The following is a 14,085-nucleotide window of genomic DNA, read 5'->3' on the forward strand; positions in this document are numbered from 1 at the left end:
GTTCCCGCACGGTAAGTTCACCCGCTCCCCGATTGCCGGCGGCCTTCTGGAAAAATGACGTACGTCATGGTGCACATACCCGACCGGTCCACCGTCCCGCCGCCCGCCCCGCGCTCCGTGCCCACGAGCGCGGATGTGGCGCGCCTGGCCGGAGTGTCCCGGGCCACCGTCTCCTACGTCCTCAACAACACCAGCGCCGTACGGATCAGCGAGCCCACCCGCCGCCGCGTCCGCGCGGCCGCCAAGGAACTGGGCTACGTTCCGCACGCCGCCGCCCGCAGTCTGCGCGCCGGCCACAGCCGCATGGTGCTCATGCCCGCCCCCGAGGTCCCCGCCGGCCCGCTGTACAGCCAGTTCATCAACGAACTGCAGTGGGCGCTGGGCCGCCTCGACTACACCGTGGTCCAGTACGGCCAGGTCGGCCTGCGGGGCGACGAGGCCGCACGCGCCTGGGCCGAACTGCGGCCGGTGGCGGTCCTGTTGCCCGGCGGCGGACTCGGCCCGGAGGGCGTCGCGGTGCTGAAGCGGTCCGGTGCGCGCGCGGTGGTGACGATGGGGGTGGAGCGCATCGAGGGCGCCCACGCGCTCCTCATGAACCACGCGGAGGTCGGGCGCAGCGCCGCCGTCCACCTGTACGGCCGCGGCCGGCGCCGCATCGGCGTGGTGATGCCCGAGGAGCCGGGGCTCGAGGCCTTCTCCAACCCGAGGCTCGAGGGCGTACGGCGGGCGCTGGAGGGCACGGACGCCACCGTCACGGTCCTGCCGCTCGCCTACGAGGAGGAGTCCGCCGCCGAACTGGCCGCGCGATGGGGTGAGTTGAACCTCGACTCGGTGTTCGCCTACAACGACGAGTACGCCATGCTGCTGATGCGGGCGCTCCAGGACAACGGTGTCGCGATCCCCGGGGACACGGCGATCGTCGGCGCCGACGACCTCATGCTCGGCCGGCTGCTCCGTCCCCGCCTCACCACGGTCCACCTGGAACTGCCGTCCGGCCGCGCCCTGGCCGAACTCGTCGACCAGGCGGTCCAGAACGACACGGCCCCACCCGAGGTGAGACAGGTCCTGGGCGCCCACGTCATCCCCAGGGATTCGAGCTGAGGGACTCCCCCCGACGAAAAGCCGCCCCGCCCCCCGCACCCACGCGGGGTGCGGGTTCCCGCGAGGCGGCGGAACAGGGGGCGGGAACCTACGCGCCCGCCTCCGGCGAGCCCGGCCCACCCTGCGCCTGCTGCTCGGCCACGGCCTTGTGCACCTCGTCCATGTCCAGGTTCCGCGCCTGGCCGATCACGTCCTTCAGCGCCGCCTCCGGCAGCGCGCCGGGCTGCGCGAACACGGCGACCCGGTCCCGCACGATCATCAGCGTCGGAATCGACTGGATGTTGAAGGCTTGGGCCAGCTCCGGCTGGGCCTCCGTGTCCACCTTGCCGAACACCAGGTCCGGGTTCTCCTCCGCCGCCTTCTCGTACACCGGGGCGAACTGACGGCACGGCCCGCACCAGGACGCCCAGAAGTCGATCAGGACGAAGTCGTTGTCCGTGACCGTCTCGTCGAAGTTCTCTCTGGTGAGCTCCACGGTGCTGTTGCTCATGGGATGTGTCCCTCTTCCTGGTATCGGGTGAGCCGTCGACGCCAACGGCGTGGGCGGTCCGGCTATTCCCTGCGCGTCCGGAGGCTGTTCCCCGGGCATCCCCGCGCGCGTACCCGTGTGGCCACGGCGCACACCACCCACCAGACTGTGCCCATGACGGAAACGGAATCCATCGTGTACGACGTCGTGGTGGTCGGTGCCGGACCCGTGGGGGAGAACGTCGCCGACCGCACCCGGGCCGCCGGACTGTCCACCGCGATCGTGGAGGACGAACTGGTCGGCGGCGAGTGCTCGTACTGGGCGTGCATGCCCAGCAAGGCCCTCCTGCGCCCGGTGATCGCCCGCGCCGACGCACGCCGCCTGCCCGGACTCTCCCAGGCCGTGCGGGGGCCCCTCGACGCGGAGGCCGTGCTGAAACGGCGCGACTACATGGCCTCCGACTGGAAGGACGACGGCCAGGTCCAGTGGCTGAACGGCGTCGGCGTCGACCTCCACCGGGGGCACGGGCGCCTCACCGGCCCCCGCACGGTCCTGGTGGAGGGCCCGGACGGCAGCCGCACGGAACTCACCGCCCGGCACGCGGTCGCCGTGTGCACCGGCACCCGCGCCGCCCTCCCGGACCTGCCCGGCCTCGCCGAGGTCCGGCCCTGGACGAGCAGGGAGGCGACCAGCGCCCGCAGGGCCCCGGAGCGGCTGATCGTGGTCGGCGGCGGAGTCGTCGCGGTCGAGATGGCCACCGCCTGGCAGAACCTCGGCTCACAGGTCACCATGCTGGTGCGCGGGAAGGGGCTGCTGCCGCGCATGGAGCCCTTCGCCGGGGAACTGATCGCCCAGGGACTGACCGAGGCGGGCGTCGACCTGCGCACCGGCGTGTCCGTCACCTCGGTGACCCGCGAGCCGGCCGCGGGCGCGCCGGCCGGGGGAGAGAACGGCACGGTCGTGGCCGTGACCGACGCGGGCGAGCGCATCGAGGCCGAGGAGATCCTCTTCGCCACCGGCCGCGCGCCGAAGACCGACACCATCGGGCTGGAGACCGTCGGTCTCGACCCCGGCTCCTGGCTGAGCGTCGACGACAGCATGCGGGTCGAGGGGACGGACTGGCTGTACGCGGTGGGCGACGTCAACCACCGGGCACTCCTCACCCACCAGGGCAAGTACCAGGCCAGGATCGCCGGGGCGGCGATCGCGGCCCGGGCCTCGGGCGGCGCGGACGAGGAGTCCGCCGCCTGGGGCGCCCACGCGGCCACCGCCGACCACGGGGCCGTGCCCCAGGTCGTCTTCACCGACCCGGAGGCCGCGGCCGTCGGCCTCTCCCTCGCGGAGGCGGAGCAGGCGGGCCACCGGGTCCGCGCGGTCGACGTCGACTTCGCCTCGGTGGCCGGCGCGGGACTGTACGCCGAGGGCTACCGGGGGCGGGCGCGCATGGTCGTCGACCTGGAGGAGGAGATCCTGCGCGGGGTCACCTTCGTCGGCCCCGGCGTCGGCGAACTGATCCACTCCGCGACGATCGCGGTCGTCGGCGAGGTCCCCCTCGACCGGCTCTGGCACGCGGTGCCCTCGTATCCGACACTCAGCGAGGTGTGGCTGCGGCTGCTGGAGGCGTACCGGGGCTGACCCGGGCGGGCGTACCCGGGGCTGATCCGGGTGGGGGCGGGAGGGTGGCACACGGGCCGGGTCGGGAGGGAAGGGGCGCGCAGCCCCTCCCGCGTCCCCGCCGGGCCTCCCGCCCCCGCGCGTGTCAGCCGGGAAGGCGGAAGCCGAGGGCGTCCGCCGCCCGGTCCGGGGTCGGCTGCGCCCACCAGCGCGCCACCGCCTCGTTCGTGGACAGCGAGCGCGGCTCCGCCCGGTCCAGGTACAGCGTGCCGTCCAGGTGGTCCGTCTCGTGCTGCACGATCCGGGCCGGCCAGCCCGCGAACTCCTCGTCGAGGACGGCACCCCGCGCGTCCAGCCCCCGCAGCCGTACGCGCGCGTGCCGTGCGACCACCGCCTGCCAGCCCGGCACGCTCAGGCAGCCCTCGAAGAACGCGGCCCGCTCCTCCCCGACGGCCTCGTACGAGGGGTTCACCAGCACCCGGTAGGGCTGCGGCACCCGGCCCCGCGCGCTCCGCACCTCCTCCGGCACCGGCGCCGGGTCCTCGATGACAGCGATGCGCAGCGGCACACCCACCTGAGGCGCCGCGAGACCGACGCCGGGCGCCGCGTGCATCGTCGCGCGCAGAGCGGCGAGGAAACGGTCCAGCAGGGGCGCGTCGAGCTGTCCCTCGAACGGTTCCGCGCCCCGTCGCAGCACGGGATCACCGGCGGCGACGATCGGCAACGGCCCCTCGGCGGCCAGGAGTTCCTCGACGAGGTCGGCGATCGGACGGCCGGGGGAGCGGTCAGTGTCTGAAACCATCGGACCAGCATGACAGGCCCGCCGGTGTGCGCCCGCGCACGGACACGAGACGGCGCGCGCCGGGTCCCGACACCCCGTCCGCCCCCCTCGCCTCACACCTCCGGAAGTCACCGGCCAGGGCGGAGGCGAGCCGCAGATGCGGCCCCGCCTCCTCGTCACGGCCCTGCCGCTCCAGGGTGCGGCCCAGCAGCAGCCGGGCGTACTGCTCGACCGGGTCCCGCTCCACGAGCACCCGCAGCTCTGCCTCGGCACGCCGCAGCTGGGCCGAGTGGTAGTAGGCACGGGCCAGCAGCAGCCGGGGCCCGCTCTGCTCGGGCACCTCCTCGACGAGCCCGCCCAGCACCCGCGCCGCACCGGCGTAGTCCCGGGCGTCGAAGAACATCCGCGCCCGCTCCCAGCGCTCCGCGGCCGTCCCGTGGTCGTAGTACGTCTGCTCCACACCGTCCTCCTTCGACGGCCGCACAACACCGGCACCCGGGCGAACATTCCGGCCCGTCCCGACCGCGCCACGCACCCCCACCGGGGTCCACCGGGCGCTAGGTTGAGCGCCATGAGCAATCTCGACCGCCAGGCGACGCCCGCACTCTGCGGCGGCCGCGGATTCGTCGTGGCCGAACCGGTACGCGAACTCCTCAGCCCCCGCAGCGTGCGGCTCGGCGAGTCCACCGAGGTACGCCGGCTGCTGCCCAACCTGGGCCGCCGCATGGTCGGCGCCTGGTGCTTCGTCGACCACTACGGCCCCGACGACATCGCCGACGAGCCCGGCATGCAGGTCCCGCCGCACCCGCACATGGGCCTGCAGACGGTGAGCTGGCTGCACGAGGGCGAGGTGCTGCACCGCGACTCCACGGGCAGCCTGCAGACCATCCACCCCCGCGAGCTGGGCCTGATGACCTCGGGCAGGGCCATCAGCCACTCCGAGGAGAGCCCCCGCTCGCACGCCCGCCTCCTGCACGGCGCCCAGCTCTGGGTCGCCCTTCCCGACACCCACCGCCACACCGACCCGCGTTTCGAGTACCACGCGGAGCTCCCCGAGGTCACCGCGCCGGGCCTGACGGCCACGCTCATCCTGGGCGAGGTCGACGGCACCCGCTCCCCGGGCACGACGTACACCCCGATCGTCGGCGCCGACCTGACCCTGGCCGAGGGCGCCGACGTACGCCTGCCGCTGGAACCGGACTTCGAGTACGCGGTCCTGTCCATGTCCGGCGAGGCCCACGTCGACGGCGTCCCGCTGCTCCCCGGCTCCATGCTCTACCTGGGCTGCGGCCGCCGCGACCTCCCCCTGCGCGCCACCTCGGACACCGGCCTGATGCTCCTGGGCGGCGAACCCTTCGAGGAGGAACTCCTCATGTGGTGGAACTTCATCGGCAGGACCCAGGAGGACATCACCCAGGCCCGGTCGGACTGGATGAACAGCTCCCGCTTCGGGGAAGTGAAGGGCTACGACGGCGCCCCGCTCCCGGCCCCCGACCTGCCGCCCGTTCCCCTCAAACCCCGAGGCAGGACCCGCTAGGAGCGTCCTGCGGGACTGCCGACGCAACGTGGCCGGGCGAGGCGTGAACCCTCTCGCCCGGCTGTGACTCCGAGGATGCACCACACTCCGCGCAGCCCTCCCACCAGAGCATTCCGACACCGTTGCCGGCATCCCGCGACCGCACCGCCCCGCCCTCACGGCCACGGCGCATCGGGTGCCCTTCGCCGGAGCGATGCCGACGTCGCCGGTGCGTTCGGAGGGTCCTCACACTCTCTGCACGACAGCGCCGCTGGAGACACCGCTGAGTTCGTCGGCGGGGAGGACAGCCGCAGCACCGGCGGGACGGCGTCGTCTCCGCCGGAACACCCCCGCGTCGGCGGGGAGGACAAGGCGAAGAACCCGAAGTGGAAGCCGACCTGTGCATGGAGGCGCTGCGGGCGGTTCAGGCGGAAGCGGAGGCTGAAGCACAGCAGGCCGACGATGCCCGGACGGCTGATGCGGAGGCAAAGGGAGATGCCCGGCGTCGGGCCGAGGCCGGGCAGGCGGGGTCCGAGGAGATCGATCGGTCGATCACCGCGGCGCACGAGGAAGGTCTGCCGCGTGGGGCTGAGAGCGTGTGCGGCAGGCCATGGAGCGGGCCGCCGGGGAGGCACGGAGCGTGCCTCCTCCAGCAGCTGACCTTCTGGGTCAGTGCGCGATGCCGTCGATCAGCTCGCGTGCGCCCTGCCGCAGGAGGGCCACGGCGACCGAGGTGCCGAGGGTGGCTGGGTCCAGGCGGCCGGCCCACTCGTGCGCATGGAGCATGTCCTTGCCGTCCGGCGAGAAAACTGACGCTCTCAGCGACAGCTCTCCACTGGCCCCGGCCCGGGCGAACCCGGCGATCGGGCTGTTGCAGTGTCCCTGGAGGACGTGGAGGAACATTCGCTCGGCCTGCGTCTCGCGGAACGTGTCGTGATGGCCCAGGTCGCTGATCAGGTCGATGAGATCGGTGTCGCCCTCGCGGCACTGGAGGGCCAGGACGCCCGCGCCGATCGGCGGCATCATCGTCTCGGCCGACAGGATCTCGGTGATCACGTCCGTACGGTCGATCCGTTCCAGACCGGCGACGGCCAGGAGCAGCGCGTCAGTTTCGCCTGCGGCCAGTTTCTCCAGGCGGCGGTTCGCGTTGCCGCGCATCGGGACGCAGTCCAGGTGCGGGTGAGAGGCGGCGAGCTGGGCGGTCCGGCGGACGGAGGAGGTGCCGATCCGGGTGCCGGCGGGCAGCTCGTCCAGGGTGAGACCGCCTGGGTGGATCAGGGCGTCGCGGATGTCGTCGCGCTTGAGGAAGGCCGCGAAGACGGTTCCGGCCGGAAGCGGCCGGTCGGCCGGGACGTCCTTGACGCAGTGGACCGCGAGGTCGGCCTCGCCGGCGAGGAGCGCGGCGTCGACCTCCTTGGTGAAGGCGCCCTTGCCCTCCACCTTCGCCAGGTCGCCCATCCACTTGTCGCCGGTGGTCCTCACCGGCAGGACGGTCGTCTTCACGTCCGGGTGGAGCGTGGCCAGCTCGGTGCGGACACGCTCCACCTGGGCGAGTGCCATGGGCGAATCGCGGGACACGATGCGAATCAGATCACTGGGCATGAGGGCACGATAGACCCTCAGATCCTGACGGCGACCACCAGCCCGGAAGCCCAGTTCATCGGCGTGGCATGCCAGTTGGGCACGTCGGGCAGTCGTTCGAGGAAGCTGCCAACCCGGGGCCGGTGGTCGTCCAGCCAGGGGCAGGAGCGGGTCCGCCGCATCGGCGTGCAGGTGCCGCCCTCGACATCGTGTGGGAGGGGGGCCTGCGCAACCGGTGGAGCGACTGATCAGCCACTGTTGGGGGCGGCCGCGACCAGGCCGGTGATCAGCAGTTCCAGTGCGTGGTCGAAGTCCTCGGTCGGGTCACTGTGGTCGGCGGCGGACCGGTCGGGCTGCTGCTGGCCGGAGAACTGCGCCTCGGCGGGGCGCAGCCCTTGGTGCTGGAAGCATCCGACGGCACCGAGCGCTACACCCGAAGCTTCGGCCAGCGCGCCGTCAACGGTCGCAGCGCCCAGACCCTCGCGCTGCGCGGGCTCGTCCCGGCGCTGGAAGCCGCACAGACCGCCTGGGCAGCTCAACTGGCGGCCGCGGGACAGGAGACAAAGGAAGGGGACCAGCTCGCACACGTTCTGCAGATGATGCGAGAAGGCCGCTCCAAGGGACACTTCGGCGGGTTGCCGCTGGGGACCGGCAGCGGCGACAGCGGCCGCGCCTACATGATGAAGCAGCACATGCTGGAACAGGTGATCGCCGACTGGGTGGCCGGGCTCGGCGTGCGCATCGAGACGAACGCCCAGGTGGTCGCCGTACACGACGAGGGCACCGGCGTGGTCGCGGAACTGGCCGACGGGCGGTCCCTGCACGCCGGCTACCTGGTCGGCTGCGACGGAGGCCGCAGCACCGTACGCAAGAAGGCGGGCTTCGCCTTCCCCGGCACGCCGCCGACCATGACCGGGCGGGTCGCGGCGGCCCAGCTCTCCGACCAGGACACGCTCGCGACGGTGCTGCGCGGCCCCAACGGACTGGTGAACGGCCTGATGGTGCCGGGCGAGATCACCACCGTGGAGTTCGACGGCACGGGGCCGACCGAACGCGAAGCCCCCATGACCCCCACCGAACTGGCGGACAGCATGCTGCGGGCCGGAGGTATGAAGGTGACCGTGGCCAGGCTGGACTCCGGCACCCGGTTCAGCGACAACACCAGGCAGGCCGACACCTACCGGCGCGGACGAGTGCTGCTGGCCGGCGACGCCGCGCACGTACACTCCCCGATCGGCGGACAGGGCCTCAACCTCGGTCTCCAGGACGCGGCCAACCTCGGCTGGAAGCTCGCTCTCGTGGCCACCGGCCGCGCCCCTGAACGGCTTCTGGACACCTACACCGCCGAACGGCACCCCATCGGCGCTCGCGTGCTGCGTAACACCCGCGCGCAGGTGGCGCTGTTGCGTCCTGGGCCGCAGGTGGACGCCCTGCGTGAGGTGTTGACCGAGACGCTGGCGATCCCGGCCGCGCACGAGTACTTCGGCGCGCTGGTCAGCGGCGCGGACGTGGACTATGCGCCGGATTCGGCGCAGATGCTGGTCGGCCGCTTCCTGCCGGACGCGTTCCAGCCACTGGCGGTGGAGCACATGGGCGACGGCCGGTTCCTGCTGCTGGACCTCGTCGGCAGCGAAGGAATTCGCGCGGCGGTGGACGGCAGTGACCGCGTGCGCTTCGTGTACTGCAAGATGTCTGGCGCGGACGTGACCGCGCTGCTGGTCCGACCGGACGGGTACGTGGCATGGGTGGGCGTGGACACGGAATCGGCCGGGCTGTCCGAGGCGCTCGACCAGTGGTGCGCCCTTCCCTCCGCGCGAAGTTCAAGCGGGGGATGACATCGGACTGTGAAGGGTGAGCACACCCGTGCAGGCAGTGCCGACGCTCTTCCGGAAGGGCATCGTCAAGACGTGGGACATCCGTGTCAAAGCAGTGCAGTGGGAAATCGTGCTGTATGCACAGTTGCACCCGGTGGGGCGGCTGTGGCTGGACGAACTGGTGGCGGAGACGTATTCGGGAGAGGACTTCGAGAAGGCGGCGGACGCGGAGGCCGGGCGGACTGTCCTGACGTTCTGATTCCACGGGTCGGCCCCTGTGGCGGTGGAGAAGACTCTCGGCCGCCAAGGGACTCGACGACCACGGAAGGCGTCCATGACGTGCTCGAAGCGGGTGCAGTCGTTGGTGTTGCCGCCGCTCACCTTCCCACCCATGGCGAGCTGGTGGGCCCGCACAATCGTGGAGTCGACCGACACCGGCCGGTCGATGTCCCCGGCCGCGCCCTTCTGCGTCTGCTCAGCCATGCTGAATCGCACGGCGAAGCAGATCAGCGGACCGCCGGCTTCGCTGATCGACGGGCCGGTTGGCCAGGGCGGGGTGTCCTCTTCGTGCTCGGCGAGCCCGCACCATCGCCCAAGCAGCACGGCGGCGTACGCCGCCGTGCGTTCGGAGGAAGATTCTTTCACCTCACTGTCGATGTAGCGGTCGTACAGGTCGCCGAGGACCTGGCCGGCGGTCTTGTCATCCGCTGACTGTCCCGTGCGAAGAGCCCGTATTCGCTGTGAGTCCAGTGCGCGGACAGTCGGAAGGGGCCTCATTCGTACCGAAGAGACCCCTTCGAGATCGACGCGCCATCAAGTGCTGAAGAGCCACGCCTTGGAGGGGTTCCTGCGAGAAGTTGATGAACGGAGCCGTATCCGCATCAATGGTGAGAAGTTCATTGCTGCTCGGCAGGTCATTGATGTCGATGATCGGTGACATGTGGTCTGACATATTCTCTCCTGATTAGGCCAGTGCCAGGTGTATCCACTCAGGTCCCCATATGACGGGAAGAGCGGCTCGGCGGCGGAAACCTGGAAAAGGCGTATCCATATGGGCACCGTATTCGGGGTCAGCCAGAGTTCTTCCGACCTCCTCGGCGATGGCCGTGGCAAGATGTTGCCCAAGGCATCTGTGAGGACCTAGTCCGTACGTCAAGGGCATGCTCTGATCGGTGCGTCTGTGGTCAAATTCATCGGGACAGGAGAACCGGCGCGAATCGCGTTCGGCCTTAAGTGCGACCAGGCGCACCCAGTCGCCTTCTCTGATCAGGCTGTTGAATATCCTCACGTCACGGTTTGCTCTTCGGACGGGTATCTCCACGGCGGGGCAGGCGAATCGCAAGGTTTCCCGGACCACGGCCTCGATGCGGGAAGGATATGCTCTCAGGTCTCGTAATGCGGAGGGGCTCGAGAAAATCATGTACGCGGTTGATGCCACCAGATATTCGGTTGTCTCGATTCCCGAGCTGTAGATCGAGCGCACGTTGGCCGCCAGTTCTTCCACGGACAGAGAGGCTGCGTCCGATGATCGTCCCGCCGCATAGGAGAGGATGCTCCCACGCGGAAGGTCGACAGGTGACCCCAGCAAGTCGCGGACGAGTTGAGTGATGGCGTTCACCGATTCCGCAGCCCGGTGCAGCGCTTCCGCCGGCGAGCCCTGCACTCCGAGCTGTCCGGCATTCGTCACCGCATGCGCCCATTCGTCGAACTCGCCTCGCAGGGCAGGAGGGATCCCGACCACGTCCGACATGATGCGAGTCAATAAGGGGCGGGTGATGTCGGCAGTGAGGTCGATCCTTCCCGCCCGCTGCCCTTCGGTGAGCAGTTCGCGGACTGTCTTGCGAATCGACTCCCTGCGCCCGTCGACCGCTTGGCGGGTGAAGTGACCGGCAAGGAAGCGACGACGTCGCCTGTGGTCAGCGCCCACCGAATAAAGAAGCACGTAATCAGATTGTTCTTGCACGGGATCGATGTCGACCTTGCCCACATTTACGAGCAGCTCCGGCGGCAAGGTGAGCTTCGGAATGTTGAAAGCAGTACTACGGCTCACCGCGAGGAACTCTTCGTGCCCGTCAACTATCCAAGCCCCGAGTTCTTCGTCAAAGGCGATTCCCGGGTCGCTTGCATGGGTCACGGCAGCCTCAATGTCGTGCGCCTGTCGCCAGGAGTGAGCCATTTGTGACGAAGGGAACGCGTTTCCCCCAATACCCTCGGCATCAAGCCTCGCTCATGATCAAAATTTTCATCGCGCATCTTACTGACGCATCGATCGGTGTGCAAGTGCGGCCCTCGATATCTCTCTTCTTGAGGGATTCGGGCCGGTTGCCTGCCGTTCGATGCCTGGGCGACGATCCGGCTAAGGGCTGTCCCGTAATGCCTGGTGGATCAGCGTGCGGCGTCAGATGCGGTGCATCGCAAGGCGGAGGGCATCCGCATACTGGATGTATGCGGACGTTCCGACAATGCGGCGTGAGGGTACCCCCGGCCGGAGGCTGGGGGAGTGCCGTAGCTGTCGTCGCACGCCCGCCAGGAATTGCGGGACAGCCCTTACGAGCTCGTGCACCGTAAGCGGTGAGACGTCGAGCTCTTGATCGTCGATCATGGTCATGTGGTGGGGAATGCGTCTCGTGCAGCGATCATCAGCAACCGGAGGATCACGGGCCTCTCGGCTGCTGTGATTGCTGAACTCGTTGCTGAGGTGGGTCCGTTGTGGCATGAGCGGCACCAGGCCAAGCTCGCGTCCCGGCCACGGAAGCGGGCAGTGGGCGCCGGCGCGAAGCACCAGCTGGTGTTCGTCGACCGTCTCCTGGTCACGCTCGTGCATCTCCGTCACGCCGTCACGCATGACGTGCTGGCCAGCTGGTTCGGCGTCGACCGCTCCACCATCACCCGGGCTATCGGCGAGGTGCGACCCCTGCTCGCCGAGCGAGGCTGCACCATCAGCACCGGAGTGCGGCTGCGGACCCTCGCCGAGGTCATCGACCATATTGGCGCCAGCGGGAAGACCGGCATCATCGACGGCACCGAGATCCGGGTCAGGCGCCCGGCTGCGGGACGCAAAGACCGGGACAAGTTCATCTCCGGCAAGAGCAAGCAGAACGCGGTCAAGACCATGGTCGTCACGGACGGCGACGGCCGGATGCTCTTCTGCAGCCCGACTCAGCACGGCAGCTGCGCGGACATCACCCATGCCCGCCAGTTAGGGCTGGTCAGGCTCTTGGAGGGCGGTCCGGCAGCCGAGATCCTCGCGGATGCCGGCTACCAGGGCCTGGGAGCCCAGACAGGTGGGCGCGTGGTGACACCGCCGCACCGCAAGTTCAAGAAGAACGCTCCGGACTGGTACGAGGAGATGTACGAACGCCAGCGCAAAGCGCACTCCTCGCGGCGAATCCGCGTGGAGCACGGCATTGCGCACCTGAAGAACTGGCGGGCGCTGGCCCGTCATCTCGGCCGCCGCGAGCACATCAGCGACACCGTGCAAGCCGTCGCAGGTCTGTTGTCCCATCAGCAGACCGCGGACCTGATCCCGGCACGGCAGGTGTGATCACCAAGCCCCCGCTGAGGTCCTCGACGTCTCACCGCTTACGGTGCACGAGCTCGTTAGCGGCCTCCGAGGCGGGCCGAAGACCGTGGAGTTTTGCTGTGGCGTCGGCGGAGTGCGGATTGCTCTTTTCCATTCTGGTCGTTTTGCCCGCCGCCGGCGCCGGCGTTTTGTTCGCCGATGCGAGCAACGTGAAGATCCTGCTTCTGTCGACGACCTTGTGATCCGGACGGCTGCATACGCTTCCCCGCCTGTTCGCGACCATGCATCGCGTGCTCTCGTGATGTGCTTGATCCTGGAGCCGTTTCGGTACTTGTCCGCGTTGCTGATCGAGGAGGTGGAGAGGCGACCGGACCGGGCGGGGTGCCGACGGCGCGGGTGCGGGCGGCAACGGCGGACGGCGGGTGTGGTGAGAGCTCGGCGCGGGTGCACGGCCGGTACATACGCATGCTGCGTGAGGCTGCGGCGGGGGGCGGTGCCGTGATGGCGAGCATCCGCCGGGCGCCCTCGCGGACCATCTCATCGATCAGGGAGCCGGACTCGGTGGAACCTCGGCATTCACTACGCTGAGCACGGGCGTGCCTTCCCGACCAGCGCTGCGAACGCGGGCCTACTCGGTGACCGTCACAGGCTCATTCGGGAAGGTACGCCCTCCGCATCCTTCCCGCGGTCGATCCGCAGGTCTTGAGCATTGCTCCTCAATCAGGAGGCGGCGGTGCATCGTCGGTCCTGTAGGTGAGGTGATGGGTCACCGACACCACGCCGTCGACGCTGCGGCACAGACGCTCGGCGACCGGGATCAAACTCTTGAACTCGACGGTTCCGCTGAGGTCCACTCGCCCCTGCCGCACCTCAACCGTCACGTCCGAGGGAGTGAGGCCGAGCGTACGACGCAGCACATCCGTGGTGATCTCCTCCCGGATCGCCTCGTCGCGCCGCAGGAAGATCCGCAGCAGGTCGCCGCGGCTCACGATGCCCAGGAGGCGGTCCGTCTCGTCCACGACGGGCAGGCGCTTGACTCCTTGCGCTTCCATCAGGCGGGCGGCCTCCACCACGGTCCAGTCCGGACGGGCGCACACGGCGGGAGCCGACATGAGCTCCTCGGCACGGAACGCTTCCGCCTTGGAGCGCTCCAGTGCGTCCAGGTCGGGTAGGGGGAGCCTCCCCGACGGGTCCGCCTGGTCGGCGCTCTTGCGCAGTAGATCGGCCTCTGACACGACACCCACGGGCCGGTGCAGATCGTCCACCACGGGCACGGCGGTGACGTCGTTGTCCGCGAGAAGCCTGACGACGTCCTTGAAGGGCATCTCCCGGCGTGCCGAGATGACCTCTCGAGACATGAGTTCCGCAACCGTTCGATGTTGCATGGTGTCTCTCCCGTCCGGGCTGTGATCCTTTGGAGTCCGGTGGTGGCACGCCCACACGCTGAATCGTGTCCCGCTCGGCGCCGATCCGACTGGGCGAGGCACGGGACGCAGACGGGAGAGCGGGGTCCGACTCGTCCGGCCGTACGACTCCACGATCGTCGCAATCCGGCCCAATGCAACCTGGGCCGAGTCCGACGTCCATCAGCCGATCCGCTCACCCGTGCTCGGTCGTGGCCGCGAGGCCGTGAGCAGCTCCGCCGGATCGACCGTCCGCGGTCTGTGAGCTCCTGACGACTCACCG

At 69.7% G+C, this 14,085-nt stretch carries 12 protein-coding genes and 1 pseudogene; 7 read left to right on the forward strand and 6 right to left on the reverse strand.

The genetic code is table 11. The features are described 5' to 3' along the window. Positions 1-54: 54 nt before the first annotated feature. Complete coding sequence (locus OHB09_RS29055) at positions 55-1,101, forward strand: LacI family DNA-binding transcriptional regulator (protein ID WP_006141216.1); 1,047 nt, start codon at positions 55-57, stop codon at positions 1,099-1,101. Positions 1,102-1,189: 88 nt separating this feature from the next. Here the strand turns inward: OHB09_RS29055 and trxA are convergent, their stop codons facing one another. Beyond that, complete coding sequence (trxA, locus tag OHB09_RS29060; protein ID WP_328922789.1) at positions 1,190-1,591, reverse strand: thioredoxin; 402 nt, start codon at positions 1,589-1,591, stop codon at positions 1,190-1,192. A gap of 153 nt (positions 1,592-1,744) precedes the next feature. On the opposite strand from trxA, the gene OHB09_RS29065 reads away from it, so the two are divergent. After that, on the forward strand, positions 1,745-3,205 hold the full coding sequence (locus tag OHB09_RS29065; RefSeq protein WP_167793288.1) for a dihydrolipoyl dehydrogenase family protein: 1,461 nt from the start codon (positions 1,745-1,747) through the stop codon (positions 3,203-3,205). A 124-nt stretch (positions 3,206-3,329) separates the two neighbouring features. Here the strand turns inward: OHB09_RS29065 and OHB09_RS29070 are convergent, their stop codons facing one another. Together OHB09_RS29070 and OHB09_RS29075 are read right to left on the reverse strand one after the other, a co-directional pair. Continuing rightward, positions 3,330-3,986 carry a peptide deformylase gene (locus OHB09_RS29070; protein WP_006141219.1) on the reverse strand — a complete coding sequence of 219 codons (657 nt, stop codon included), beginning with the start codon at positions 3,984-3,986 and terminating at the stop codon, positions 3,330-3,332. A 97-nt stretch (positions 3,987-4,083) separates the two neighbouring features. Continuing rightward, positions 4,084-4,425: pseudogene (locus tag OHB09_RS29075) on the reverse strand (tetratricopeptide repeat protein); the annotation flags it as partial. Between the two features lie 111 nt (positions 4,426-4,536). Here OHB09_RS29075 and OHB09_RS29080 point away from each other — a divergent pair. Then, a complete protein-coding gene (locus OHB09_RS29080) occupies positions 4,537-5,502 on the forward strand; it encodes a pirin family protein (protein WP_191851677.1) in 966 nt (321 codons plus the stop codon). A 648-nt stretch (positions 5,503-6,150) separates the two neighbouring features. Here the strand turns inward: OHB09_RS29080 and hemC are convergent. Then, entirely contained in the window at positions 6,151-7,083 is a 933-nt protein-coding gene (gene hemC / locus OHB09_RS29085) for a hydroxymethylbilane synthase (RefSeq protein ID WP_234524925.1), read from the reverse strand. Between the two features lie 308 nt (positions 7,084-7,391). Here hemC and OHB09_RS29090 point away from each other — a divergent pair, with 308 nt between their 5' ends. Together OHB09_RS29090 and OHB09_RS33355 are read left to right on the forward strand one after the other, a co-directional pair. Then, positions 7,392-8,897, forward strand: coding sequence for an FAD-dependent monooxygenase (locus tag OHB09_RS29090; RefSeq protein ID WP_328923072.1), 1,506 nt, complete (start codon positions 7,392-7,394; stop codon positions 8,895-8,897). A gap of 16 nt (positions 8,898-8,913) precedes the next feature. Beyond that, a complete protein-coding gene (locus OHB09_RS33355) occupies positions 8,914-9,135 on the forward strand; it encodes a hypothetical protein (protein ID WP_374192247.1) in 222 nt (73 codons plus the stop codon). Positions 9,136-9,840: 705 nt separating this feature from the next. On the opposite strand, the gene OHB09_RS29100 is transcribed toward OHB09_RS33355, so the two are convergent. Further along, positions 9,841-11,010 carry a cytochrome P450 gene (locus tag OHB09_RS29100; protein ID WP_191851675.1) on the reverse strand — a complete coding sequence of 390 codons (1,170 nt, stop codon included), beginning with the start codon at positions 11,008-11,010 and terminating at the stop codon, positions 9,841-9,843. 453 nt (positions 11,011-11,463) lie between these two features. On the opposite strand from OHB09_RS29100, the gene OHB09_RS29105 reads away from it, so the two are divergent. Continuing rightward, entirely contained in the window at positions 11,464-12,420 is a 957-nt protein-coding gene (locus OHB09_RS29105) for a transposase family protein (RefSeq protein WP_213088311.1), read from the forward strand. A 98-nt stretch (positions 12,421-12,518) separates the two neighbouring features. Further along, positions 12,519-12,641, forward strand: coding sequence for a hypothetical protein (locus OHB09_RS29110; protein WP_286676697.1), 123 nt, complete (start codon positions 12,519-12,521; stop codon positions 12,639-12,641). Positions 12,642-13,115: 474 nt separating this feature from the next. Here OHB09_RS29110 and OHB09_RS29115 read toward each other — a convergent pair whose 3' ends face one another. Further along, the gene (locus OHB09_RS29115; RefSeq protein ID WP_191851674.1) at positions 13,116-13,784 is read right to left on the reverse strand and encodes a CBS domain-containing protein; all 669 of its coding nucleotides are present in this window, start codon (positions 13,782-13,784) and stop codon (positions 13,116-13,118) included. Between the last annotated feature and the right edge of the window lie 301 nt (positions 13,785-14,085).

Source organism: Streptomyces griseoaurantiacus (genome assembly GCF_036189845.1).
GTDB lineage: Bacteria > Actinomycetota > Actinomycetes > Streptomycetales > Streptomycetaceae > Streptomyces > Streptomyces griseoaurantiacus.

What these genes read in the sequence shown, in the direction of transcription:
- OHB09_RS29055 (WP_006141216.1), top strand. Translation starts at nt 55, where the DNA reads ATGACGTACGTCATGGTGCACATACCCGACCGGTCCACCGTCCCGCCG.
- trxA (WP_328922789.1), bottom strand. Translation starts at nt 1,591, where the DNA reads ATGAGCAACAGCACCGTGGAGCTCACCAGAGAGAACTTCGACGAGACG.
- OHB09_RS29065 (WP_167793288.1), top strand. Translation starts at nt 1,745, where the DNA reads ATGACGGAAACGGAATCCATCGTGTACGACGTCGTGGTGGTCGGTGCC.
- OHB09_RS29070 (WP_006141219.1), bottom strand. Translation starts at nt 3,986, where the DNA reads ATGGTTTCAGACACTGACCGCTCCCCCGGCCGTCCGATCGCCGACCTC.
- OHB09_RS29080 (WP_191851677.1), top strand. Translation starts at nt 4,537, where the DNA reads ATGAGCAATCTCGACCGCCAGGCGACGCCCGCACTCTGCGGCGGCCGC.
- hemC (WP_234524925.1), bottom strand. Translation starts at nt 7,083, where the DNA reads ATGCCCAGTGATCTGATTCGCATCGTGTCCCGCGATTCGCCCATGGCA.
- OHB09_RS29115 (WP_191851674.1), bottom strand. Translation starts at nt 13,784, where the DNA reads ATGCAACATCGAACGGTTGCGGAACTCATGTCTCGAGAGGTCATCTCG.